A 22,471-nucleotide genomic window follows, 5' to 3' on the forward strand; every position below is an offset into this window, starting at 1 on the left:
GGCGGCGCTGGTCAGGCCAGGACTCTGCGGGCGACGGTGGTGATGTGGAGTTCGTCCGGGCCGTCGAGCAGGCGGGCCATCCTGCCCGTGCGGAACAGGGCGGGCAGCGGTGTGTCGGGTCCCAGGCCGGCGGCGCCGTAGACCTGGATGGCCGCGTCGGAAACCTGCTGCAGCATGCGGGCGGCGGCGACCTTGGCCAGTGCCGTGTCGTCGCGCGCGTCCCGGCCCGCGTCCAGCAGGTGGGCGACCTGGAAGACCAGCGGGCGGGTGGTGCGGATCGCCAGCAGCGCGTCGAAGACCAGCGCCTGGACGAGCTGATGGTCGGCCAGGCGTCCCGTGGACAGCGAACGCCGCATGGCTCGTTCGCGCATGAGGAGGAAGGCCCGCCGGGCCTGGCCGAGCCAGCGCAGGCAGCGCAGCAGGCGGCCGAGCCGTACCCGTTGGCCGACGACCCGCAGCCCCTTGCCCTCGGCGCCCACGAGCTGTCCGGGTGCTCCCGCCAGGGACAGCTCCCATTGGCCGCCCGCGCCGAGGATGGGGAGTTCACGCACGAGGTGGAAGCCGGGAGCGTCGGTGGGCACGAGGAAGGCCGACGGGCCGCCGGGCGCACGGGCGAGGACGAGGGCGAGGTCGGCCCGGTCGGCGCCGGCGACGAACCACTTGCGGCCGTGCAGAGACCAGGAGCCGTCGGCTTGCGGATGGGCGCGGGTGGTGATCAGGGCGGGGTCGGAGCCTGGTGTGTCGGGCTCGGTCATCGCGTTGCACAGGGTCAGCTCGCCACGGGCCACGCGTCGCAGGTGGCCCGCGTGCTCGCCGAGGACGTTCACGTCGAGCAGGGCGGTGGAGCCGAGCACGGCGGGGGCGTGGTCGCTGGCGCCCTCGGCCTCCGCCACGTGCGCGTAGTCGGCCAGCGACAGGCCGGCGCCGCCCAGGTCGGGCGGGAGCGGTAGGCCCCAGAGTTCCTGTGCCACGGCCTCCTGTCTGAGCCGGTGCAGGAGTGCCGTCGCACCGCCGGCGTCGAGGTCGGCCTCGTGCGGCACGACCCGTTCGGCGACGAACCTGGTCACCCGGTCCCGCAGGTCACGCACGTGGGGCGGGCACTCGGGCGCGCCCCACAGCTCACTGTCCAACACCCTGATCTCCTGAAATGTCGGGAACTTGTGGATCTGTCCGTCCGACTGGCTGCTGTGGAACAGGTCGCGTGAAGGCGCCACCGGGTTCCCGCCCAGGAGAGGAGAGTCCATGACCCACCCAGCCACGGTCAGGACAGCACGTCCGCTCGACGGCATCGACCTGCGCGCGGCAGGTCCACCGGCCCTGATCAGCCTCGCCGTCGACCATCTCAGGTCGCTCGGCTGCGACCACCCCACGATCTCCCCCGGCGCCGGGACGGGCGTCATCAGCCTCGACGACAGCGTGCACGCGGAGATCGTGTGGGCACGAGCGGCTCCGCCCGGCGAGGTGAGCGACGAGGCCACCGCGCAGGCGGCCACCGGAGTCATGCACGTGCACGGAAGAAGCAGCGGCGAGCCGCGCGCTCTCGCCGCCGACTACCTGACGACGATGTGCGCGGTGCTGACCGTTCAGGGACTGCTCGCCGCCCTGCTCGGACGGGCCCGCGGCGCTGACACGTCGCAGGTGCTGACGGGTGTCGACCTGGCCGGTCTGCTCGCCGTCAGCCAGTATCTCGCCGCCGCCACCGCGGAGGACGGGGAGGCGGTGCCGATCGCCCCGGGTGGCCCGCCGTTCACCACGGCCGACGGCGTGCTCTTCGAGGTCGAGACCCTGGATCCCGGGGTGTGGGTGGCGTTCTGGCGCGCGCTCGGCGTGCCCGATCGGGTCGCGGGCTCGGCGTGGCGCTCGTTCCAGTTCCGCTACGCCACCGCGTGCGCCCCGCTTCCGGAAGACCTGCACGTCGCGGCGGCCGCCTCCACCTGGCCGGAGGTACGGCAGGCGGCCCGGGAATCCCGGGCCTCGGTGTGCGCGCTCACGTCGCTGGCCGATCGCCGGGCCGAGCCCATCCCGGAGGCGCCGTGGCAGCTCTCACCCGGCCCGCCCTTCACCCCACCGCACACCCGGACGCCCGAGACGTCCCGCCCGCTGGCGGGTCTCACCGTCCTGGAAGCCGGGCGGCGCATCCAGGCGCCGCTGACCGCCCATCTCCTGACGATGCTCGGCGCCGAGGTGATCCGGATCGAGCCACCCGGCGGAGATCCGCTGCGCGGCATGCCGCCCACCTGCGGCGGCCTGTCCGCGCGCTGGCTGGCGCTCAACCGGGGAAAGACCGCGGTGGAGATCGACATCAAGTCCGCCACCGGCCGTGCCGAGCTGCGCGAGCTGGTGGCCGGAGCGGACGTGTTCGTGCACAACTGGGCGCCCGGCACCGCCGAGCGGCTGGGTCTGGACCACGACGACCTGGCCGAGGTCAACCCCGGCCTCGTCTACGCCTACACCAGCGGCTGGGCGGGACAGCTCGCCGATGCGCCGCTGGGCACCGACTTCATGGTGCAGGCCCGCACGGGCGTGGGCGAGGCCGTGCGCCCCGAAGGTGAGCCCGCCGCGCCGTCGCTCATGACCTTGCTGGACGTTCTGGGCGGGTTGCTCGGCGCGGAGGCCGTACTGGCGGGACTATTGCTCCGCGAGCGGACCCGGACCGGCGTGCGGGTGGACTCCTCGCTGCTGGGAGCGTCGGAGACGCTGATCAGATCCGCGCGTCACCGGACGGAGGCCGGACTCGACCCCCGCGCCCCCAAGGGCTTCCGCCGCCCGATACGCACCACGGACGGATGGGTCGCGGTCGCCGACGGCACCGGCATCCCGGACCTGCCACGCGAACTGAACACCGCCGAGGCCCTCGGACTCCTCAAGCGAGCCACCGCGGTGACGACAGCCCTGGACGCCCTGCCCACAGACCCCCGCTTCAGCGCCGCGCTCACCCGCGACGGGCACGGCGCCACCGTCGTGCCCGCGCCTTGGAGGCTCGCATGACCATCCAGCTGATCGACCTGGTCCCGGGCACGCTCCGCCGCGCCTGGGCGACCGACGGCACCTGCCCGGACCTCGACATCTACACGCTGTTCCGGGCCCACCGCATCGCCGCACCGGACCGGATCGCGCTCGCCGACCAAGCGGGCGTCCTGACCTACGCCGAGCTGGACCTGCGCGTTCGCGCCGCTGCGGCCGGACTGCGGAAGCTCGGCGTGTGCCAGGGAGACGTGGCGGGCGTCCAGGTTCCCAACGGCAGGGACGCGGTCATCGCCGACCTGGCGCTGGCCGCGCTGGGCGCGATCGCGCTGCCGTTCCCCGCGGGACGGAGCGTCACCGAGGCGCTCTCGCTGCTGGGACGGTCCGGGGCGCGCGCCGCCGTGGTCGCCACCGAGCACCGCGGCGCCGCCCACGCCCGCGACCTGCTCGCCGCCGCGCACCGGCCGCCCGCGCTGCGGACGGTGATCGCGGTGGGGCCGCAGGAGCCGCCACCGGGCTGCGTGCCCTGGTCCGAGGTGCTGTCAGCGGACCCGTGCGCCTTCGTCCCCGCACGCACGGACCCCGACACCGCGGCGCGCATCCTGGTCTCCTCGGGCTCGGAGGCCGACCCCAAGATGGTCGCCTACTCGCACAACGCCCTGGCCGGTGGCCGGGGCAACTTCCTGGCGACGCTGATCCCCGACGAGGTCCCGCCGCGCTGCCTGTTCCTGGTCCCGCTCGCCTCCGCGTTCGGCAGCAACGGCACCGCCGTCACCCTGGCCAGGCACGGCGGCTGCCTGGTCCTGCTGGAACACTTCTCACCGTCGGCGGCCCTGGCCGCGATCCGCGGGCATCGGCCCACGCATGTGCTGGCCGTACCGACCATGATCAGGATGATGCTCGACCAGCCCGGGAACGCGCCCATGCCGCCGATGACCGCGCTGGTGCTCGGCGGCGCCGAGCTCGACGCCGCCACCGCCGCCGAGGCGCGCGCGGTCTTCGGCTGCGCCGTCGTCAACCTGTACGGCTCCGCCGACGGCGTCAACTGCCACGGCGGCCTCGCCCACACCCCCGGCGACGACAATGGGCCCGGCGTCGTGGTGGGCCCGCCCGACCCCAGGGTGACCGAGATCCGCATCGCGCCCGTGCCCGGCGAGGACTTCGGCGAGATCATCGCACGCGGCCCGATGACGCCCATGTGCTACGTGGGAGCGCCGGAGCTGAACCAGCGCTACCGCACGGCCGAAGGGTGGGTACGCACCGGCGACCTGGGCACGATCGACGAATCCGGCCGGCTGCGGCTGGTGGGCAGGCTCAAGCAGGTCGTCATCAGGGGCGGCGCCAACATCAGCCTCGCCGAGGTCGAACGGGCCGTGGCCACGCATCCCGACGTGCGGGAGGTGGTCTGCCTGGGAGTGCCGGACAGCGTGATGGGCGAACGCCTGGCCGCGAGCGTGGTGCCCCGCCCCGGCCGCGGCCTCACGCTCGACCAGCTCACGGACCATCTGACCGGGCAGGGGCTGGACCGGGGCAAACATCCCGAGCACCTGCTCCTGATCGAGGAGATGCCGCTCACCCCGGCGGGCAAACCGGACCGCGACGCGCTGCGTGCCCTGATCCCGCGCACCACGTGAGAAACAGGGGCCGGAGCCTCCGGCCCCTGAACACTCAGGCCGCCCGGTCCGCCGCCAGGACCGACGTCGCGAGCTGGAGCCTGGCCCGCGCGACCCGGGAGCGGATCGTGCCGACCGGGCAGCCGAGCACGTCGGCCGCCTCGGCATAGGGCAGCCCCACGAGCTGGGTGAGCACGAAGGCCACGCGGCGCTCGCACGGCACGTCCGCCAGGAGGTCGGCCAGCACCACGCCGTTCTCCGGGCTGGGAGTGGTGCCCAGGCGCCGCCGTTCCACGACCGCCTGCCAGTCGGGCAGGTCCGCGACGGCGGGCCGTACCGCCGCGGATCTGAAGCGGTCGACCACGACGCGGCGCGCGATGGACAGCAACCAGCAGCGGGCCGACGAGCGGGCGGCGAACGTGCGCAAGCTTCCGAGAACACGTAAGAACGTCTCCTGCGCGAGGTCGTCGGCCGACTGCGGATCGGCCAGGTAGGAGACGAAACGCCGGACGCAGGGATAGGCGGCCAGCACGAACGCCTCCAGATCGGCAGGCGAGCCGTCGCGCGCGCTCACGGCCAGTTCGGTCAGTACGTCGTCGCTGAGATCGGTCCTCATCGTGATCCTTTCCTGGGGTGTGCCCGGGAACTCGGTGAAGTTCACGAGCGACTGGTGGAGAAGCCCGGATGAGAGGAGAAGGCGATGCCGAACAGGTCCGTCACGGCCCTGCTCACCGCGGTCATGGCGGTCTCGATGGCCCAGTTGTTCCTGGTGGGGGCGCTGGGCCCGCTGCTGGTGTCGCAGGCGGGAGTGCCACGGGCGGTGCTCGGCTGGACGAGCACGGCCGGGTTCGCCGTCGCCGCGCTGTTGTCGCTGATGGCGGGTCACTGGGTCGACCGGCTCGGCGCCCGGCGCAGCGTGGTCGCGCTCGTGGGGCTGGCGGCGCTGGCGCTGGCCCTGATCGGGTTTTCGGTGAACACGCCGATGCTGCTGGCGGCGCTCGCGCTGGGCGGACTGCCGCAGGCGCTGGCCAATCCGGCGACGAACAAGATCATCATGGTGTCGGTCGAGCCGGGCCGCCGGGGTGGGGTCACCGGCTGGAAGCAGTCCGGTGTGCAGCTCGGCGCGTTGGCGGCCGGGTTGCCGCTGGCCGCGCTTGCGGCCTGGCTGGGCTGGCGGGGAGTCATGTGGACCGCGGCGGCGATCGCGGTGATCATCGCTGTCTGGGCGGTGCGGAGTCTTCCCGACGACACCGCGCACGAGAGCACCGGGCCGCCGGACCTGCCGCCTGCCCGGGTCGGGCGGCTGGCGGTGTTCTCCTTCCTGCTCGGCTGCGGGATCGCCGCGGTCAACACCTACGTGACGTTGTTCGGCGTCCAGGAGCTGGGGCTGGCGCCGGTGGTGGCCGCGTGGCTGGTCGCCGTGCTCGGCCTCGCGGGAGTCGCCGGGCGGGTCGGCTGGTCCAGGCGGGCCGATCGATCCGGGCGTGCTCCGGCCTACCTCACGCTCCTTTCGGCAGGCGCGTGCCTGGCCGCGCTGATGCTCGGCGCGGCCACCTGGGCGCCGGGCGCGATCTGGGTGGCTGCGGCCGCCACCGGCGCGTTCGCCGTCGCCGCCAACGCCGTCACCATGGTCGTGGTGATCAGCCAGGCGCGCCGGGGCGCCGCCGGACGCGACTCCGCGCGGGTCTCCGCCGGCTTCTTCGCCGGGTTCGCCGCCGGGCCGCCCGCCTTCGGGGCGCTCATCGATCGGGCCGGGTACGGGCCGGGATGGCTGCTCGTGGCCGCCGAGTTCGCGATCGCGGCCGTGGTCGCGATGCCCTTGCGCAGCCGTACGTGATGTGGGCCGAGCGAGCTCTGCATGCGGTGCTGGAACGTGCGGGAGCCACGGAGGAGGCGGTCGCACCGCGCTGGCCGCTGTTCGCCGATCCGGAGACCGGTGAGTGGACGACCACCGCGCGCGGCTCATGGACGGGCGGCTTCTGGGCGGGACTGCTGGGCCTGCGGGCCGCCCTCAGCGGCCGCCCCGCCGACCGGGCCGTCGCCTCCGGGCGGACGGCCGCGCTGGCTCCATGGCTCGACGCCGACACCGCGACCAGAGGCATGATCTTCTGGTACGGCACCGCGTTCACCGAACCCGAGCTGCGGCAACGCGCGGCCGAAGCCCTGCTGGACGCCTACGACCCCCTTCTCGGCATCGTCCCCTGGGGCGGAGCTTTCGGCGGCCCGCGCGAACTCGCCCGCGTGGACAGCCTGCCGGGCCTGGTGCCGCTGCTCGGCGGCGCGGGCGCACGTGGCCTGCATGTCATGCGAAGCCACCTCGACCGGCATGTGGGCCTGGTGACACGCGGCGATCAGCTCGTACCGGCCTGGCGGGTCGCGCCCGATGGCGGCTGGGTGCCCTATCCCGACCCACCGGCCGGGTGGAGCCGGACTGCGCCGTGGCTGACCCTCGCGCTCGCCGACGCCGGCTGCGTGTTCACCTCGCCTGACCCGGTCGCCACGCCGGACACGTCCGCCGTCGCGATCCAGGTCGTGGCCCTGCTGAAGCTGCCCGGTGCACGGCCGCGCGACCAGGCCGCCCGGATGCTGCGCGACCTGGTCACCGGCCACGTCAGGGCCGGGCGACTGCTCGACGGCTGCTACGACCCGCATCGCGGCGTCGCCACCCGGCACGAGCTGGTGTGGGGTGACTTCTTCCTGGCGGTCGGCCTGGCGATACTCACCGGCGCGATCGATCCCTTCACCTGCTGAGAACGGTCTCGACGGCGTCGGCGACCGCCGCCGACGGGTCGCTCGGCAGCCGGGGACAGCGCCAGGCCACGTGGTCGTCGGGGCGGACGAGGAGCGCACCGTCGGGTCCGATGCCCAGGGCGGCGGCGACCTCGTCCTCCACCGGATGCCTGCTCAACGACACCCCGCGCGGCGCCGCCTCCTGCCACACGCTGGCCTTCGGGCCGTACAGCAGAGTGAGACCGCACCCGACGAGGTCCAGCGTGGAGACCCGATCGGTCCACAGGTGCGGCAGGCGGTGCCCGGGTCGCGCGCTCGGGTGATAGGTCGCGATCGGATCGCCGACGGCGGGCGGCGGGGAGCCGTCGGGCACCACGGCGGCGCCCGGCCGGTCGTAGGCGTAGCCGAGCACCAGCCCGTCACTCGGCCGGGACGTCGGGCGCGGCCCGGTCACGCCGGGCAGGACCAGCGTGCTGTCGAGCGAGGCCAGCAGGCTCCGGCGGCTCTCGGCCACCGTGTCGGCGCCGACGGGACGCCGCTCGGCCTCGTAGCTGCCGAGCAGCTCCGGTCCGGCCCACCCGTCGAGCACGGCGGCGAGCTTCCACGCGAGGTTGTCCACGTCCTGGATCGCGCAGTTCATCCCAAAGCCGCCATACGGGGTCATCGGGTGGGCCGCGTCACCCGCCAGGAAGATCCGCCCGACGCGGTAGCGGTCGGCCAGCCGCGCGGCGGCGCTCCACTCCTGCGTGGCGACCACCTTCACGTCCAGCCCGGGTACGCCCGCGGCCCGCCTGATGACCTCCACGAGATCGCCGGACCCGGGCCGGGCCGGATCGCGGACCAGGTTGAACAGCCACCGCCGCCGGTTGTCGACGGTCATGAACGTGCCGGTGAGCTCGGCGTTGGCGATGGTGTAGACGAGGCTGAGCCGGTCGGCGACGTGCTCACGCAGGTCGGCCTCGAACAGAATGTTGAGGTTGCGGCTGAGCTCGGCTTCGCCGGACATTCCGATGCCGAGCCGCTCCCGCACCGAGCTGGCCGCGCCGTCCGCCGCTATCGCGTAGGCGGCCCGGATCGTGCCGCCGTCGGCGAGGCTCGCGGTAACGCCGCTTTCGTCCTGCTCCAAGGCGGTGACCTCACTGCCGAAGCGGATCGTGGCCGGTCCCAGCGACTCGGCGTGCTCGCGCAGCAAGGGCTCAAGCACGTCCTGGGAGCAGATCGTGGTGAAGGTGGGACTGAGCGCCGCCCGTGCGGGATCGGGCAGGTTGCCGTTGCGGACACGATCGGGGTCTGACAGCGACGTGCCGAAGAAGAAGTGCAGCCCCTCTTCACGGGGTACGCTCGCGGCCACCACCCGATCTTCGAGGCCGTGGCGGCGCAGGATCTCCATCGTCCGGATGCTCAGGGCCCGCCCCTTCGGAAAGGCCGAGGCCACCGGATGCCGCTCCACCAGCACGGACGGCACCCCGAACCGGGACAACGCGATCGAGGCACACAGGCCGGCCGGGCCACCGCCCACGATCAGGACCTCGGTCATCCGAGAGCCTTCAGCAGCGTGTCGGCGTTGGCCTTGTACATGCCGATCAGGTCGTGGTCGTCACCCGGGAAGTTGTTGATGACCACGCGCTTGGCCTGGACATTGCTGAGCGTCTCTCCCGCGGGCATCGCGGAGTTGTCCAGGATGAGCGTGGGCTTCTTGGCCGCCAGTTCGGCGAGCTGGGCGGCGGTGGGCGGCTGCGGGCCGTACACGCCGGCGGGCTGGACGCCTGCCATGTCGGCGGCCCAGACCACGAACGCCTGCGAGACGATCACGGGCGACTTTCCGGCGAGCTTCTGCTTCAGCGCCGCGTACTCGGTGTCGAAGCCCGCCGTCCATGTCTTGGCCGCCTCGGCGGTGCCGAACTCCCCGGCCAGCCTGGTCACCTCGGCCTTGACCTTGTCCGGCGAGTTGTCGAGTGCGACCTCGATGACCTTCGCCTTCGATCCGGCGGCCTCCTTCAGCTTTCCGGCGAAGCCCTCGAAGGCGGCGTACAGGACGACGTCGGCTTCGGCGACCTTGGCCAGGTCCGACGGTTTGGGGTCGTAGTCGGGCGCGTGGTTCACCCCGGGCGGCACGATCACGGTGATGTCGGCGGCGCCGGCCGCCTTGGCGAACCCGGCCTCCCAGCTGGAGGCGGCCACGACCTTCAGCCCGCCGCTCTTCGTGTCCGTGGTCTGTCCGCAGCCGGTCATGGCCAGCAGGACGGCGGCGGCCAGGAGGATCGTCTTCATCGCTTGACGCCTTTCAGGTGGAGGAGAAGGGTGCAGAGCCCGCCGACCAGCACGAGCGTGGGACCGGGCGGGAAGTCGAGCAGCAGGGCGAGCACGAATCCGCCCACGTTGAACAGCAGCCCGAAGACGACCGACCAGCCGATCATCGACGGCAGCGACCGGCCGACCCGGCGTGCGGCCAGCGCGGGCAGCAGGGTCAGGGCGTCCACCAGCAGGGCTCCGGTGAGCCGGATGGCCGAGGCGATCGCCAGCGCGATCACCACCAGCAGCACCAGCGTCAGCCGCTCCACCGCCACGCCGGAGCACTGCGCCAGCTCCCGGTCGTGCAGCAGCAGCGCCAGATCGCGGCGGCGCCAGAAGTAGAGCGACGGGACCAGGACGGCGAGCACGCCCAGCGCGGCCACGTCCCACGGCCGGGTGGCCAGGATGGAGCCCCACAGCAGTTCGAAGGCGCCGTTGGCGTTGACACCCGAGATCGACAACACCAGCAGGGCCGCGGCGATGGCCAGCGTCATCAGCAGCCCCATCGCACCGGACAGTCCGGTGCTGCTGCGGGCCAGCGGAGTCAGCGCGCCGCCGGTCAGCGCGCACAACACCAGCGCGCACAGCAGCGGGTCGAGCCCGACCAGCAGGCCGATCGCGATGCCGAGCAACGCGACGTGCATCATCGCGAACCGCACCGGCATGATGTCCAGGCCGACGATGAACACCCCGACGATCGGCAGCCCGATCGAGCCGAGCAGCAGAGCCGCGAACGCGAGCTGCACCGACGGCAGGGCGAGAATCTGGCTCACCGCACCTCCCGCATCCGCCCGGCGGCCATCTCGGCGACCCGGCCGCACGCGGCGGCCACCACCCGGTCATGCGTGACGACCATCACCGCCACGGGAAGGGCGGCCAGGACCTCGGCCACCTGCTCCTGTCCGGCGAAGTCCAGGGCCGCGGTCGGCTCGTCGGCCAGCAGCAACCGGGCTCCCGCGGCCACCTGTCCCAGGGCCCGTGCCAGGTAGGCGCGCTGGAGCTGGCCGCCCGACAACGTGGACAGGGGGCGGTCGAGCAGATCCCCTACGCCCAGCTCGTCGGCCGCCCGCCGGGCCGCCCGGCCGTCGCGGCCGCTGTCCAGGAGCTCCCGGACCAGCAGCGGAAACTGCCCGGCCGCCTGGCGTTGCGGGATCCAGGCCACGTCGGCGCAGCGCCGCCGCCAGTCGGCTCTGGTGCGGGCGGCCGCGCCGTACACCTCGATAAGGCCGGTGACGTCGCGGTGCAGACCGAGGATCGCCCGCAACAACGTGCTCTTGCCCGAGCCGTTGGTGCCGGTGACGGCCAGGTGCTCGCCCGGCGACAGTTCCAGATCGACGTCGTTGACAGCGGATAACCCGCCGTGACGGCAGCTCACGGACGACAACTTCAGCGTCGTCACGCAGGCCGCCCACGGGTGAGGAAGAACATGGGGACTCCACGAGGAGGCACCCGGCCGGCGCTCAGCGCGGCCGGCGGGTACGCGGAAACGGCGCACGGCCCCGATCAGGGCTGCGCACGCCAGATGACCTCAGAAGCGCCGGACGAAAGAGTCAGACGGCGCGAAGAAGCGCCGGCGGTCCCCGGCGATGAACCGCCTTGGTGAACACCAGCGAGCGCCACGGACCCGTCCGGACGCAGGGAACGGCACGCCACAGTCCGACGCGCGCCTCAACCGGGAGCGGCGCGAAGAGCAGCAGCAGGCGCAGCGGCGCGGCCGCCCACAGCCGGAGCGCGGTCCACAGCGCGCTCTCGCCCTGATGCAGCCACCACCCGCTCAGCAGGGCCAGCATCAGGTGCATCACGGTCATGCCGACGTTCAGGTGGCCGCCGTGCTCGGCACTTCCCTCGGCAGCGGGCGCGACCCGCGCGAACACCTGGTGCAGCACGAGCTGCACGACCGCCGTGGCGGCGAGCACACTCTCCCTCGACCGCTCGCGGCCGTTGACCACCAGAGCGAGCAGGTACGGCGCGCCGAACCCGAGCAGGAGCGCGGGCAACGAGATGGCGGCCCCACCCGCGAACACGTGACCCCCGGCCGAGACCATGACGCACACGGCCGCGAAGGCGGCTGCGCGGATCATGCGGAGGACCGGAGGCACGGCCCTATCCTGACAGCCCGGGTCCCGGGTGAGAACCCCGCACCCGCCACGCCAGGCAACCGCATCTCTCCGGGAACTGGACGGGCGAGGACGGCCGACCTAGCGTCCGGGGCATGTGCGACCTGAACCCTCAGGAGACGCAGCATCTCCTGGCAGCCCTGCACGAGATCGACGACCTGACCGCGAAAGTGGCCACGCACGCCGCCGACGTCGAGAAGACGGCCTTCATGGACCACGAGGCCCTGGCCGCGCTCCTCGCCTCACTGCGTGACCGGGCCGACAGCGCCCGCGAGTGGGTGACCGCCAAACCCGCTCAGCATGCCGATCACCACGGCTGACCGACTTACCGGCCTCGATGAGGCCGGTAAGAAAGGTGTTTCAGCAGATCTCGCCGCCGCAGTCGGGGCTCTCCGCTTTGTCCGCTGTGAGGGTCGTATTCGACAGTACGGCGCCGCCGTGCCCGCCCCAGGCCCCGGTCAGCTCGGCCGCCGGCACTGGACTTACTAGGACGTCCGCGACCCCTCGGTTCCGGTACGGCTGGCCGAACTGTTCACCGAAGCCGGTCTGCCGCCGGGCCTGCTGAACGTGATCCACGGCGCCGGGGAGGCCGTCGACACCCTGCTGACCGTCGACAGGGTGGCCGCGGTCGCCTTCGTCGGCTCCACCCGGGTCGCCGAGCACGTCTACATGACCGCCACCGCGCACGGCAAACGCGCCCAGTGCTTCGGCGGCGCCAAGAACCACCTGATCGTCATGGCCGCGGTGTCCGGCTACGCGCTGGGCGGCGGGTGCGAGCTGGCCATGCTGTGTGACATCGTGCCGGCCGCCGACACGGCGGTCTTCGGCCAGCCGGAGATCAAGCTGGGCGTCATCCCGGGCATCGGCGGCTCGCAGCGGCTGACCCGCGCGGTCGGCAAGGCCAAGGCGAGCGCAGGCCGTCCTTCGTCAACCGATGGCGGATCGCCCCGGGCCGGCCTGGCCCGGGGCGCTCTCGCCGTCAGAAGTCGGAGTCGAAGCTGACCGAGCCGGTCACGCCCACCTGGTAGGCCGAGACCCTGCGCTCGAAGAAGTTCGACAGTTCCTGGACGTCCTGCAGTTCCATGAACGCGAACGGGTTCTTCGACCCGTAGAGCGGCTCGATGCCGAGCTGGGCCAGCCGCCGGTCGGCGACGTGCTCCAGGTAGGCGCGCATGTCCGCGATCGACATGCCGGACACCCCCTGGCCGAGCAGGTCCTCGGCGAACTGCGCCTCGCAGTCGACCGCCTCGGCCAGCATCTCCCTGACCTGCTTGACCAGGTCGTCGTCGAACAGATCGGGCTCCTCGGAACGCACCACCTCGACCACGTCGAAGGCGAAGGCCATGTGCATGGACTCGTCGCGGAAGACCCAGTTGGTGCCCGAGGCCAGGCCGTTCAGCAACCCGCGCGAACGCAGGAAGTAGACATAGGCGAAGGCGCCGTAGAAGAAGAGCCCCTCGATACAGGCGGCGAAACAGATCAGGTTGAGCACGAACGTCTTGCGGTCCTCGCGGGTGCGCAACTCCTGCAGGTCGCCGAGCGAGTCGATCCAGCGGAAGCAGAACTCCGCCTTACGTCTGATGGAGGGGATGTTCTCCACCGCCGCGAACGCCTCGAAGCGCTCCTGCTCATCAGGCACGTAGGTGTCGAGCAGGTTCAGGTAGAACTGAACGTGCACGGCCTCCTCGAACAGCTGCCTCGACAGGTAGAGGCGCGCCTCGGGCGCGTTGACGTGCTGGTAGAGGTTCAGCACCAGGTTGTTGGCCACGATGGTGTCGCCGGTGGCGAAGAACGCGACCAGGCGGCTGATCAGGTGGCGCTCGGCGGCCGACAGCCTGGACAGGTCCTTGAGGTCGGAGTGCAGGTCCACCTCCTCAACCGTCCACGTGTTCTTGATCGCGTCGCGGTAGCGCTCGAAGAACAGCGGGTAGCGCATCGGGCGCAGGGTCAGGCTCATGCCCGGGTCGAGCAACATCAGGTTCTCCTCGGTGGTCACTGGCAGGCTTCGCAGGATTCGGGGTTCTCCAGCGAGCAGACGAGAGCCTCTTCCGTCTTGCTCATCACGGGCACGGTGGCCTGCTGGATACGCGTGGCCGGCCGGGAACGCAGGTAATAGGTGGTCTTCAGGCCCGACTTCCAGGCGTACAGGTACATCGAGGAGAGCTTGTCGATCGTCGGCGCGCTCATGAACAGGTTGAGCGACTGACTCTGGTCGATGTACGGCGAGCGCGCCGCGGCCATGTCGATCAGCGCCCGCTGCGGCAGCTCCCAGGAGGTGCGGAACAGCAGCCGCACGTCGTCGGGCAGTTGCGTGATGCCCTGCACGGAGCCCTCGGCCTGCTTGATGGTCTGCCGGATCGGCTCGGTCCACAGCCCGCGCGTCTTCAGCTCGGCGACCAGCGCGTTGTTGATCTGCACGAACTCCCCGCTGAGCGTCTCGCGCTTGAACAGGTTGGACACCTGCGGCTCGATGCACTCGTAGGCGCCGACGATCGAGGCGATGGTCGCCGTGGGAGCGATGGCGATCAGCAGCGAGTTGCGCAGCCCGTGGGCGACGATCCGCTCGCGCACCGCCGTCCAGCGCTCGGTCTGGGTGCCGGTGACGCCCCACAGGTCGTGCTGGAGCATGCCGCGCTTCGCCCACGTCTGGTCGTAGGCGGGGTGGGCGCCGAAGCGCTCGGCCAGGTCGGCGGAGGTCTCCAGCGCCGACAGGTAGATCTCCTCGGCGATCCGGGTGGACAGCTCCTTGGCCTCGGCCGAGTCGAACGGCAGGCGCAGGGCGAAGAAGACGTCCTGCAGGCCCATGACGCCCAGACCGACCGGACGCCAGCGCGGGTTGCTGGCCGCGGCCTGGTCGCTCGGGTAGTAGTTGATGTCGATCACCCGGTCCAGGAAGGTGACCGCGGTACGCACGGTGGCGCGCAGGCGTTCCCAGTCGATGCCGCCGTCGGCCACGTGCTGGGCGAGGTTGACCGAGCCGAGGTTGCAGACGGCGGTCTCGCGGTCGCTGGAGATCTCGATGATCTCGGTGCACAGGTTCGACAGGTGCACCACGTTGCCGGGCTCGGCGGCCTGGTTGCACAGCCGGTTGGAGGCGTCCTTGAACGTCATCCATCCGTTGCCGGTCTGCGCCAGCGTGCGCATCATCCGGGCGTAAAGCTCGCGGGCCTTGACCTGGCGGACGTAGCGTCCGGCCTGCTCGGCCGCGCGGTAGGCCGCGTCGAACTCCTCGCCCCACAGGTCGGGCAGCTCGGGGACCTCGTTGGGGTCGAACAGCGACCACACCGCGTCGGCCTCGACGCGCCGCATGAACTCGTCGGGGATCCAGTTGGCCAGGTTGAGATTGTGCGTACGGCGGGCGTCCTCGCCGGTGTTGTCGCGCAGCTCCAGGAACTCCTCGACGTCCGGGTGCCACGGCTCCAGGTAGACACAGGCCGCGCCCTTGCGCCGGCCGCCCTGGTTGACCGCGGCCACCGAGGCGTCCAGGGTGCGCAGCCAGGGCACGATGCCGTTGGAGTGGCCGTTGGTGCCCCGGATGAGCGCGCCGCGGGAACGCACCCGGCTCCAGGCGATGCCGATGCCGCCGGCGAACTTCGACAGGCGGGCGACCTGCGCGTACCGGTCGTAGATGCTCTCCAGCTCGTCCTTGGGCGAGTCGACCAGGTAACACGAGGACATCTGGGTGTGGCGGGTGCCGGAGTTGAACAGCGTGGGCGAGCTCGGCAGGTAGGCCAGCGACGACATCAGCCGGTAGAAGCCGATCGCCTCCGTCGGCGTCTCGGCCAGCCCGCAGGCCACGCGCAGCAACCAGTACTGCGGAGTCTCGGTCACCAGGCGGGTGGTCGGGTGGCGCAGCAGGTAACGGTCGAAGACCGTGCGGAGGCCGAAGTACTCGAACCTCAGGTCCGCCGCCGGGTCGATGGCGTCGTCGAGCTTGCGGGCGTTGGCCCGGACGAACTCGGCGGTGGTGTCACCGATGAGCCCTTCGGCGTGGCCTAGGCGGATCGCCTGGCTGAAGGAGGCGATGCCCTGGCCTCGGACCTCCTTGTCGATGTAGCCCGCCAGCAGGCGGGCGGCCAGGCGGGAGTACTGGGGCTCCTCGCTGATCATCTCGGCGGCGGTCTGGATGGACAGCCGGTCCAGCTCGGCGGTCGTCGCCCCGTCGTACAGGCCGCTGATGGTCTTGGTCGCCACACGGAGCGGGTCGACGTCGGCCAGGTCGTCGGCCCATCGGTCGACCGCCTTGACGATCTTGTTGACGTCGACGGGCTCGGTGCCGCCGTTGCGCTTGCGCACCTGCATCTGCGCTCGCCGTGGCGCGGGCTGGTCCCCCTGGGCCGGCGCCGTACTGGTCAGGTCTGTTGTTGGATCCCCGGTGACCGTCACAGCTCTCTCCTCGCGAACTCGGTCGTGAACCGAGAGTCCGCGCAGGAGGCTCCGACAAGGACGCCGCACAGCCCTCACGCCGGTGCCGTCGGCCGTCCCGCGCAGCCTCGGAGCAGCCGTGCACGTTCGTGCACGGCGCGGCCGGCAGGTCTTCGGACTTCTGGGCGTGACGCTTCGTTCCTACTGGCCGTCGCTTCCCGGGCCTTCGGCCCAGTGCGATCTGACGGCGGTCGTTCCCATTCACCGCTGCGGGGCAGTCCCGGATTTCCACCGGGTTCCCTCTTACCCCGGCCGCTCTGGTTGAACGGCCGAACCGACTGCAGGAGACACCATATATAGGGGCGAAGGAAAAGTCACACCCCACATGTCGTGTTGCGAGAAGGATCACGACAGACGCTGAGCAGCCGGCCGGACGTGCCCTACCCGCGCCGTAAACGCCGTTGGTCGTTTCGGCGGGGCGGCGAGATGACGTAGAGGCCGAGGATCGGGGGCGGCTCGGCCAGACCGGGGCCGCCGGCCTTCACCCAGGTCGCGATGTCGTCCACCGCGTCGGCCTGGTTGACCAGGCCGAGCCAGACCGGGCGGCCGCCCGCCCGCCGTCCCTCGGGACTTGGCTGGACCACGATGACGTTGGCCTGCTCGCACACGTCCAGGCAGTCGCTGACGCGTACCTCGACCAGCTCGGACAGGCGCCGTACCTGTTCCTCGTGGTCGAATCCCGGCACCTTGCGGTCGGAACCGCAGCAACATCCCCGGCAGACGGTCACCCTGCTCATGCGTGCTTGAACCCCTGCCGGTACGGTCGAGCGGGCCTGGCATTCGCCTGCCGCAGGTGGCCGAAGTCGACGGTGTGACTCACGGGGTGCCTCGCATTTCTCGCGCCCATTGCCGCTCGCGGGCCGGGGTGGGGATCAGCGCGCAGTCGCCGCACTTGCCGCCGTCCGGCACGCGGTAGTAGAGGCAGCAGCTGCGCCGTACGAAGAAGGGGTGACCAGGGGCGGGCTCGGCCAGCTCGCCGGTGCCGCGCAGCCGTCCGATCTCCAGGAGCTCCCGGCCGAGGCGGACGGCCTTCGCGGTCAGCTCGGGCCGCCGGCCGGCCAGGGCCCGGACGGATCCGGCCAGTGCGGAGGCGGCGTTGCCCCACAGCAGCCCGGGTGCGAGCTCGACAATGCCGCTCACCGTGGCGGCGAGCGGTTCGAGAAGGCCGGTGACGACGTTGCGATAGACGAGATCCGGGTCCGCGGTGTGCCATGCGGTCAGGGGATGGACGCGCAGCGGAAGCGGGCCGCTGGGCACCGGACGCCAGTACAGGTGCTCCAGGTCGAGGAGCAGGTCGTAGGCCACGGCCGCGCCGATCACCGGCGACCACAACCTCGCGGCCAGCCCCTGGAACAGGACGGAGGCGGCGACCCTGGTCTCCTCGGTGCCGAGGGCCTTCGCGACCTCGTCGATCCGCTCCGCCAGCGCCGGAGCGTCCATGAACGGACGCCAGTCCTGCTCAGGCGGGGCGACCTCCAGCTCGAAGTAGGGCCCGACGGAGCTGACGTCGGCGACGCACGCGGCCAGGCCCTCCTCATCGTCGAAGCACTCCCCTATCAAGCCCTGGCCGGTCAGTTCCCCGGGCGTGCCGGTGTGCAGGACCCCGTCCGATCCCAGCAGCCACACGCGGTCGGCCACCCGCAGCGCCAGTTCCAGGTCATTGGTGGAGACCACGATGACCAGCTCACGCTCCCTGGCCAGCTTGCGCAGCAGGCCCATCAACGCCACCCGAGAGGTGACGTCCAGGAGGGCCGTCGGCTCGTCCAGCAGGATCACCGACGGCTCCTGGGCCAGCGCGCGGGCGATCAGCACCCACCGGCGCTCGCCGTCCGACAACTCATGAAGACGCAACGACATCACACCACCACCCCCGGCATCGGCCGTGCCCAGCGAAAGCCCGCATACATGAGGTACGGCCAGGCCAAGGAAAGCGATCAGTCCGCAGTAGGCGGTTACGCCGGGCAGCACCGAGGCCGTCAGCGTGCGTACCTCCCTGACCCGCACGCCCATGGTCCGGGCGTAGTTCTCCCCCAGCGACAACGCGTGGAGTGGCTTGACCCCGGCCAGCGTCCACCACGACCTTCGGATCAGGGGTGCCGCAGCGCAGGAGCACATAGGTCGCCGGCTTGGCGCCGTCGTAGGAGGTGACGCGGCAGCCGTCGGCGGGGGCCGCTCGCGGGGTGGCGGGCGTGCTCACTGGTCATCCTCTCTTGGGGAGATCCGCCCCAATTCCGTTGAGGAGGCGACCGCGTGAGTCTCCTGGCTCTCGGGTCAACGCTCGTCCCGGCCTTCCCGCCCCTCGCGGGGCAGTGGCCGTGTTCGGGACTCGCTCACCGATCACAGTGGCGGGACCGCGCCGGATTCACACCGGCTTCCTCTGTCCGCGCTCGCCTTCAGCGCTCATCGTCGCACATCAGTACGGAACGGTGTCGAGGTGGTATTCCTCGTGGCGGGTGTCATAGGTTTACAGCTCGGCGTAGCGGCCCCAGCCGGTGGCGGCGTCGAGCTGCTGGGTGACCTGCTCGCTGGTGTAGTGGTGGGCCAGCACATCGCGGAAGAACCCGGCCCGCAGGCTGCCGTCGACGCTGTTGCGCAGGCTGGTGGTGATGAAGCGCACCAGCGGGACCTCGATCGCCGCGGTGGCGAAGATCTGCTTGGAGGTCTGCACGTCGGCCGCGGAATAAGCCAGGCCCTGGTCGGTGAGGGTGATCTGGGAACCCTTGACGGCGGCGAATCCGAGCAGTTCCAGGGCGTCGGTCAGCGGCAGCAGGTCGTCGACCTCCAGGCCGAGCTCGTCGGTCAGCTCGGCGAAGTCCAGGTGGCCGTCGTGGCGCTGGAGAATCTCGGCGAGGCCGGACAGGCCGTCCACGCTCGCGGCGGGCAGGCCGCGGGTCTCCAGGCCGACCTCGACGTTCTGCTGCACGGTGAGCCAGGGCAGCAGGGCGAAGGTCTGGAAGACCATGGTGGTGCCGGGGTTGGCGCCCTTGAACGGCCCGCCGCGGTAGGTGATCGTGCCGGAGCTGGGCGGGATGAGCCCGGCCAGGCAGCGCAGCAGGGTGGACTTGCCGGAGCCGGCGTCCGGGGCGTGCTCACGCGCGTGCCGCCCTACCGCGAGAACAGTGGGCCATAGTCGCGTGAGCCTAGGTCTGGGCCGGGCGGATCGCGCCCAGATTGAGCACCCATACCGGGCGGCTGACCTGCTGCTCGACGACGGCAGGGGGCTCGGGCGGGTCGATCGTGCCGGTCACGTAGCCGGTGAGCAGTCCTGCCTCGGCCAGCAGCGCGGCCACATGCGGGTTGGCGGCGCGGTAGTAGATGCGGGTGCCGTCGCGGCGGGAGGTGACCAGTCCCGCCGCGCGCAGCTTCGCCAGGTGCTGGGAGATCGCGGCGACGTGGGCGCCGAGCTTGTCGGCCAGCTGGCCGACGCCGTGCTCCTGGGAAGAGACCGCGTAGAGGATCTGGAAGCGGGTGGGGTCGGCGATCGCCTTCAACACTTCCACGATCGCGTCGACGGACACGATCGGCGAATCTGCAGGAACTTGCGCAACCATGCAAAGATTGTAGTGGAGGGCCGTCCCCACTGAGAAGAAGGCACCAACGCACATGCCGAACGACACGCCGGTCGCCTGCCGTACCCGGGCCTACCGGGACGGGGTGGTGATCGCCGAGGGCTTCCCCATCGCCGATGTCTCCGACCACCTGGCCGATCCCGCCTGCACGGTGTGGTTCGACCTGTGCTCGCCGAGCCCGGCCGAGCTCGCCGCGATCAGCGAGGAACTCGGCCTGCACGAACTGGCCGTCGAGGACGTCCTGCACGACCGGCAGCGGCCCAAGCTCGACGTCTACGACAGCCACCTCTTCCTGGCCGTCTACGCCGTCGCCCCGGACCCCGACGGCGGCCTGCTGGACTCCACCGAGATCGACATCTTCGTCACCCGGCAGGCGCTGGTCACCGTCCGCGAGAACGACCGCTTCGACATCGACGCCGTCGTCAAGAGCTGGGACACCAACCACAATCTGGCCAGGTACGGCGTCGGCTGGTTGCTGCACGGCCTGTTGGACGCGGTCGTCGACGGCCAGTTCGAGCTGATCCAAGCCTTCGACGGCCAGGTCGAGGAGATGGAGGAGCGGCTGTTCGACGACAAGCCGCTGGGCCGGGAATGGCAGCAGCAAGCCTTCGCCCTGCGCAAGAACCTGGTCGACCTGCGCCGCCTGGCGCTGCCCATGCGCGAGGTGGTCAACAGCCTGCTGCGGCGCGACCTGCACGTGGTCGAGCCGCCGCTGGTGCCCTACTACCAGGACGTCTACGACCACGTGCTGCGGGTCAGCGAGTGGGCCGACTCGCTGCGTGACCTGCTGGGCAACATCCGTGAGACGCACCTGACCCAGCAGGGCTACCGGCTCAACACCGTCATGAAGAGAGTGTCCAGCATCGCCGCGATCATCGCGGTGCCCACGATGGTCTTCGGCTTCTACGGCCAGAACGTGCCCTACCCGGGCTCGCAGCAGCCGATCGGGTTCTGGACCTCCACCGTGCTCACCGTCGTGGCCTGCACGGGCCTTTACTGGCTTTTCCGCAAGAAGGACTGGCTGTGAGCCTCGGCGCAGCCAGCCCTTGCGCCAGATGTACCAGAGCGGGATCAGCGCCGCCGCCAGCGTCAGCAAGGTCGTGGTCCCAGGCCAGCTCCGGCATCATGGTGAAGTTCATGCCGTAGAAGGTCGCGATCAGCGTCGGCGGCAGGAACACCGCCGTGATGATCGTGAACACCTTGACGATCTGGTTCTGCTTCACGTCCGGCGACGTCATGATCGACTGCTGCAGGTAGCGCACCTTGTCGTGCTCATATCTGGCGTGCTCCTTGACCCCGTCGATGTCGGCGATCAGGATGTACAGCAGCCCGTCCGGCTGCGCCTGCTCGGCGTCGAGTTCGACGCGCAGGTGCCGGGCCGCGCGGGCCAGCATCAGCTGCGTCTCCTGCGAGCGGAGACGATCTCCTCGGCCTCGTTCATCCGGGCGATGGTGTCCTGGATGTCGCTGACGCCGATCTCCCGGCCGCGATGGTTGTAGCCGTTGGTGGCCATCGCGATCTCGTCGTTCATCGCCTCCAGCGCGTCGCTTGCATGGTCGATCACCCGCTCGGAGGCCTCGTTCAGCGCGTACATCACCCCGTGCGGGCTCAGTGCCAGTTGCGGTGTACGCCGTATCCTGGCCAGCGCCTTGTCGAACGGGGTGAAATGTGCGGTGGGCTGCAAGGTGACCACCGCCTCGCGCCGGATGGTCTCGCCGTCGCGCAGGTTGAGCACCACGGGCAGGTAGACGAACTGATCGGTCTCCCACACCCGGCCCGCGGCCGTGGCGAAGTCGGCCCCGGTCGTCTTGGCGATCCTCGCCAGCTCCGTCTCGCTGTCGGCCGGAGCCTGTGTCCAGCGGCGGCTCAGGTCGGCCGGGTCGTACCCGATCACGGTGGCACGGTTGGTCATGGCGACTCTCGTTCAGGATCCCGGGTTGTACGGCGAGGTGGATGAGGAGCCGGTGTCCGGCGCGGGCGTGGTGGGCGCGAAGTAGTGCACGGCCAGCAGGGAGGCGCTGATGAACAGGTACAGGCCGATCGTGAACAAGATCGCCTGACGTTCGAGATTGGGGCGCTTGAGCTGCTGCTTGTCGGGCGTGAGTGTGGTCATGACGGACTCCTTCTACACGGCGGCCGCGGGCAGCCGGGACGTCAACTCGCGCAGGACGGCGCCACCGCAGGGGCAGGTGAGCGCCGGTCAGCCGGATCGCCCGGGGCTTGCGGGAAGCGGGACCGGCGGATTCGGCAACCAGGTACCAGCCACAGGTCGGTCGGCCACCAGGGGCCGGGTCGAGCGACCACAGCGCACGCAGCACCAGCGCGCGCTCGGGGCGAGGGAATCGGGAAAACGGCATGGCCTATCTCCTCGATCGAGAGAGAGGTCCACACAGCCCGACGACTACGGGCGGCACCCGGCGTGATGACTGCGCGGACCGGCCGCGCGCGCAGTACTACAGGGCGCGGCCAGGAAGCGAGAACCAGCGAAGGTGGGGCCGATCGTGGCCCGGACTACTGCAGTCCATCTCTCGCCTCCTCTCAGACATGCGCGATCCGCCTGGGGACCTTACCGCGAATTTGCGCATATACGCAAATAACTGATCTTTAATTTGACATCTATCTAAGTAACGGAGTACTACTTAGATGAACTTCTAAACAACGTCCGGATCTTGGGGAGAGCCCTGTCATGAGCAACAGCTGCTGCGGCACCACCACCGCTCTCGAACTCGAGCAGATCGTCCATGGCCCCGACGCGGAAGGG

Annotated in this window: 23 protein-coding genes and 2 riboswitches; of the genes, 7 read left to right on the forward strand and 16 right to left on the reverse strand. The window is 70.9% G+C overall.

The genetic code is table 11. From position 1 onward, the window contains the following. Window positions 1–11: 11 nt before the first annotated feature. Complete coding sequence (locus HNR40_RS50970; protein WP_184975441.1) at window positions 12–1,244, reverse strand: acyl-CoA dehydrogenase family protein; 1,233 nt, start codon at window positions 1,242–1,244, stop codon at window positions 12–14. Between HNR40_RS50970 and HNR40_RS50975 the strand changes: the two genes are divergently transcribed. Beyond that, complete coding sequence (locus HNR40_RS50975; RefSeq protein WP_184975444.1) at window positions 1,243–2,988, forward strand: CoA transferase; 1,746 nt, start codon at window positions 1,243–1,245, stop codon at window positions 2,986–2,988. The two genes, HNR40_RS50970 and HNR40_RS50975, sit on opposite strands and share 2 nt — an antisense overlap. After that, window positions 2,985–4,598, forward strand: coding sequence for a class I adenylate-forming enzyme family protein (locus HNR40_RS50980; RefSeq protein ID WP_184975447.1), 1,614 nt, complete (start codon window positions 2,985–2,987; stop codon window positions 4,596–4,598). Before HNR40_RS50975 ends, HNR40_RS50980 begins: the two co-directional genes overlap by 4 nt. A 34-nt stretch (window positions 4,599–4,632) precedes the next feature. Here the strand turns inward: HNR40_RS50980 and HNR40_RS50985 are convergent, their stop codons facing one another. Then, window positions 4,633–5,193: a sigma-70 family RNA polymerase sigma factor gene (locus HNR40_RS50985; protein ID WP_184975450.1), complete on the reverse strand. Its 561-nt coding sequence runs from the start codon at window positions 5,191–5,193 to the stop codon at window positions 4,633–4,635. A gap of 84 nt (window positions 5,194–5,277) precedes the next feature. On the opposite strand from HNR40_RS50985, the gene HNR40_RS50990 reads away from it, so the two are divergent. Together HNR40_RS50990 and HNR40_RS50995 are read left to right on the forward strand one after the other, a co-directional pair. Continuing rightward, entirely contained in the window at window positions 5,278–6,414 is a 1,137-nt protein-coding gene (locus HNR40_RS50990; protein ID WP_221341842.1) for an MFS transporter, read from the forward strand. Between the two features lie 26 nt (window positions 6,415–6,440). Further along, window positions 6,441–7,328 carry a hypothetical protein gene (locus HNR40_RS50995; protein WP_221341843.1) on the forward strand — a complete coding sequence of 296 codons (888 nt, stop codon included), beginning with the start codon at window positions 6,441–6,443 and terminating at the stop codon, window positions 7,326–7,328. Here HNR40_RS50995 and HNR40_RS51000 read toward each other — a convergent pair. The 5 genes from HNR40_RS51000 to HNR40_RS51020 form a co-directional block, all read right to left on the reverse strand. Further along, the gene (locus tag HNR40_RS51000) at window positions 7,318–8,844 is read right to left on the reverse strand and encodes an FAD-dependent monooxygenase (protein WP_184975456.1); all 1,527 of its coding nucleotides are present in this window, start codon (window positions 8,842–8,844) and stop codon (window positions 7,318–7,320) included. The two genes, HNR40_RS50995 and HNR40_RS51000, sit on opposite strands and share 11 nt — an antisense overlap. Continuing rightward, window positions 8,841–9,578 carry a metal ABC transporter solute-binding protein, Zn/Mn family gene (locus HNR40_RS51005; RefSeq protein WP_184975459.1) on the reverse strand — a complete coding sequence of 246 codons (738 nt, stop codon included), beginning with the start codon at window positions 9,576–9,578 and terminating at the stop codon, window positions 8,841–8,843. Before HNR40_RS51005 ends, HNR40_RS51000 begins: the two co-directional genes overlap by 4 nt. Then, the gene (locus HNR40_RS51010) at window positions 9,575–10,372 is read right to left on the reverse strand and encodes a metal ABC transporter permease (RefSeq protein ID WP_184975462.1); all 798 of its coding nucleotides are present in this window, start codon (window positions 10,370–10,372) and stop codon (window positions 9,575–9,577) included. Before HNR40_RS51010 ends, HNR40_RS51005 begins: the two co-directional genes overlap by 4 nt. Further along, on the reverse strand, window positions 10,369–10,998 hold the full coding sequence (locus HNR40_RS51015) for a metal ABC transporter ATP-binding protein (protein WP_312896854.1): 630 nt from the start codon (window positions 10,996–10,998) through the stop codon (window positions 10,369–10,371). The genes HNR40_RS51010 and HNR40_RS51015 overlap by 4 nt, the downstream gene beginning before the upstream one ends. 151 nt (window positions 10,999–11,149) lie before the next feature. Next, window positions 11,150–11,698 carry an MFS transporter gene (locus HNR40_RS51020; RefSeq protein WP_184975464.1) on the reverse strand — a complete coding sequence of 183 codons (549 nt, stop codon included), beginning with the start codon at window positions 11,696–11,698 and terminating at the stop codon, window positions 11,150–11,152. Window positions 11,699–11,811: 113 nt separating this feature from the next. On the opposite strand from HNR40_RS51020, the gene HNR40_RS51025 reads away from it, so the two are divergent. Together HNR40_RS51025 and HNR40_RS58205 are read left to right on the forward strand one after the other, a co-directional pair. After that, the gene (locus HNR40_RS51025; protein ID WP_184975467.1) at window positions 11,812–12,036 is read left to right on the forward strand and encodes a hypothetical protein; all 225 of its coding nucleotides are present in this window, start codon (window positions 11,812–11,814) and stop codon (window positions 12,034–12,036) included. Between the two features lie 241 nt (window positions 12,037–12,277). Next, window positions 12,278–12,718 carry an aldehyde dehydrogenase family protein gene (locus tag HNR40_RS58205; protein WP_512699324.1) on the forward strand — a complete coding sequence of 147 codons (441 nt, stop codon included), beginning with the start codon at window positions 12,278–12,280 and terminating at the stop codon, window positions 12,716–12,718. Here HNR40_RS58205 and HNR40_RS51035 read toward each other — a convergent pair. The 6 genes from HNR40_RS51035 to HNR40_RS51060 form a co-directional block, all read right to left on the reverse strand. Beyond that, the gene (locus HNR40_RS51035; RefSeq protein WP_184975470.1) at window positions 12,696–13,691 is read right to left on the reverse strand and encodes a ribonucleotide-diphosphate reductase subunit beta; all 996 of its coding nucleotides are present in this window, start codon (window positions 13,689–13,691) and stop codon (window positions 12,696–12,698) included. The genes HNR40_RS58205 and HNR40_RS51035 overlap by 23 nt on opposite strands. Window positions 13,692–13,708: 17 nt before the next feature. Next, window positions 13,709–16,102 carry a ribonucleoside-diphosphate reductase subunit alpha gene (locus HNR40_RS51040; RefSeq protein WP_312896855.1) on the reverse strand — a complete coding sequence of 798 codons (2,394 nt, stop codon included), beginning with the start codon at window positions 16,100–16,102 and terminating at the stop codon, window positions 13,709–13,711. Window positions 16,103–16,228: 126 nt separating this feature from the next. Further along, window positions 16,229–16,435, reverse strand: a riboswitch (cobalamin riboswitch). An 86-nt stretch (window positions 16,436–16,521) separates the two neighbouring features. After that, entirely contained in the window at window positions 16,522–16,878 is a 357-nt protein-coding gene (locus HNR40_RS51045) for a (2Fe-2S) ferredoxin domain-containing protein (protein ID WP_184975472.1), read from the reverse strand. Between the two features lie 79 nt (window positions 16,879–16,957). Next, window positions 16,958–18,256: an iron chelate uptake ABC transporter family permease subunit gene (locus tag HNR40_RS55850; protein ID WP_281395887.1), complete on the reverse strand. Its 1,299-nt coding sequence runs from the start codon at window positions 18,254–18,256 to the stop codon at window positions 16,958–16,960. A 117-nt stretch (window positions 18,257–18,373) separates the two neighbouring features. Next, a riboswitch (cobalamin riboswitch) is annotated at window positions 18,374–18,562 on the reverse strand. A gap of 43 nt (window positions 18,563–18,605) precedes the next feature. Next, on the reverse strand, window positions 18,606–19,358 hold the full coding sequence (locus tag HNR40_RS51055) for an AAA-associated domain-containing protein (RefSeq protein WP_184975528.1): 753 nt from the start codon (window positions 19,356–19,358) through the stop codon (window positions 18,606–18,608). Then, complete coding sequence (locus HNR40_RS51060) at window positions 19,282–19,659, reverse strand: ArsR/SmtB family transcription factor (RefSeq protein ID WP_221341845.1); 378 nt, start codon at window positions 19,657–19,659, stop codon at window positions 19,282–19,284. Before HNR40_RS51060 ends, HNR40_RS51055 begins: the two co-directional genes overlap by 77 nt. A gap of 85 nt (window positions 19,660–19,744) precedes the next feature. Here HNR40_RS51060 and HNR40_RS51065 point away from each other — a divergent pair, with 85 nt between their 5' ends. Continuing rightward, window positions 19,745–20,737 carry a magnesium transporter CorA family protein gene (locus HNR40_RS51065; protein WP_184975481.1) on the forward strand — a complete coding sequence of 331 codons (993 nt, stop codon included), beginning with the start codon at window positions 19,745–19,747 and terminating at the stop codon, window positions 20,735–20,737. Here HNR40_RS51065 and HNR40_RS51070 read toward each other — a convergent pair. From HNR40_RS51070 to HNR40_RS51080, 3 genes are read right to left on the reverse strand one after another with little or no spacing between them, the layout of a single operon-like run. Further along, on the reverse strand, window positions 20,679–21,104 hold the full coding sequence (locus HNR40_RS51070) for a CorA family divalent cation transporter (RefSeq protein ID WP_221341846.1): 426 nt from the start codon (window positions 21,102–21,104) through the stop codon (window positions 20,679–20,681). The two genes, HNR40_RS51065 and HNR40_RS51070, sit on opposite strands and share 59 nt — an antisense overlap. Next, window positions 21,104–21,622, reverse strand: a complete 519-nt coding sequence (locus tag HNR40_RS51075) for a hypothetical protein (RefSeq protein WP_184975484.1) — start codon at window positions 21,620–21,622, stop codon at window positions 21,104–21,106. Before HNR40_RS51075 ends, HNR40_RS51070 begins: the two co-directional genes overlap by 1 nt. A 12-nt stretch (window positions 21,623–21,634) precedes the next feature. Then, the gene (locus tag HNR40_RS51080) at window positions 21,635–21,823 is read right to left on the reverse strand and encodes a hypothetical protein (protein ID WP_184975487.1); all 189 of its coding nucleotides are present in this window, start codon (window positions 21,821–21,823) and stop codon (window positions 21,635–21,637) included. Window positions 21,824–22,471: the final 648 nt, after the last annotated feature.

Origin of the sequence: Nonomuraea endophytica (genome assembly GCF_014203235.1) — a bacterium.
In the GTDB taxonomy this organism is placed as follows: domain Bacteria; phylum Actinomycetota; class Actinomycetes; order Streptosporangiales; family Streptosporangiaceae; genus Nonomuraea; species Nonomuraea endophytica.

What these genes read in the sequence shown, in the direction of transcription:
- HNR40_RS51045 (WP_184975472.1), bottom strand. Translation starts at nt 16,878, where the DNA reads ATGAGCAGGGTGACCGTCTGCCGGGGATGTTGCTGCGGTTCCGACCGC.
- HNR40_RS50980 (WP_184975447.1), top strand. Translation starts at nt 2,985, where the DNA reads ATGACCATCCAGCTGATCGACCTGGTCCCGGGCACGCTCCGCCGCGCC.
- HNR40_RS50975 (WP_184975444.1), top strand. Translation starts at nt 1,243, where the DNA reads ATGACCCACCCAGCCACGGTCAGGACAGCACGTCCGCTCGACGGCATC.
- HNR40_RS50990 (WP_221341842.1), top strand. Translation starts at nt 5,278, where the DNA reads ATGCCGAACAGGTCCGTCACGGCCCTGCTCACCGCGGTCATGGCGGTC.
- HNR40_RS51025 (WP_184975467.1), top strand. Translation starts at nt 11,812, where the DNA reads ATGTGCGACCTGAACCCTCAGGAGACGCAGCATCTCCTGGCAGCCCTG.
- HNR40_RS51065 (WP_184975481.1), top strand. Translation starts at nt 19,745, where the DNA reads ATGCCGAACGACACGCCGGTCGCCTGCCGTACCCGGGCCTACCGGGAC.
- HNR40_RS51080 (WP_184975487.1), bottom strand. Translation starts at nt 21,823, where the DNA reads ATGACCACACTCACGCCCGACAAGCAGCAGCTCAAGCGCCCCAATCTC.
- HNR40_RS51035 (WP_184975470.1), bottom strand. Translation starts at nt 13,691, where the DNA reads ATGTTGCTCGACCCGGGCATGAGCCTGACCCTGCGCCCGATGCGCTAC.
- HNR40_RS51075 (WP_184975484.1), bottom strand. Translation starts at nt 21,622, where the DNA reads ATGACCAACCGTGCCACCGTGATCGGGTACGACCCGGCCGACCTGAGC.
- HNR40_RS51070 (WP_221341846.1), bottom strand. Translation starts at nt 21,104, where the DNA reads ATGCTGGCCCGCGCGGCCCGGCACCTGCGCGTCGAACTCGACGCCGAG.
- HNR40_RS55850 (WP_281395887.1), bottom strand. Translation starts at nt 18,256, where the DNA reads ATGTGCTCCTGCGCTGCGGCACCCCTGATCCGAAGGTCGTGGTGGACG.
- HNR40_RS50970 (WP_184975441.1), bottom strand. Translation starts at nt 1,244, where the DNA reads ATGGACTCTCCTCTCCTGGGCGGGAACCCGGTGGCGCCTTCACGCGAC.
- HNR40_RS51000 (WP_184975456.1), bottom strand. Translation starts at nt 8,844, where the DNA reads ATGACCGAGGTCCTGATCGTGGGCGGTGGCCCGGCCGGCCTGTGTGCC.
- HNR40_RS51005 (WP_184975459.1), bottom strand. Translation starts at nt 9,578, where the DNA reads ATGAAGACGATCCTCCTGGCCGCCGCCGTCCTGCTGGCCATGACCGGC.
- HNR40_RS50985 (WP_184975450.1), bottom strand. Translation starts at nt 5,193, where the DNA reads ATGAGGACCGATCTCAGCGACGACGTACTGACCGAACTGGCCGTGAGC.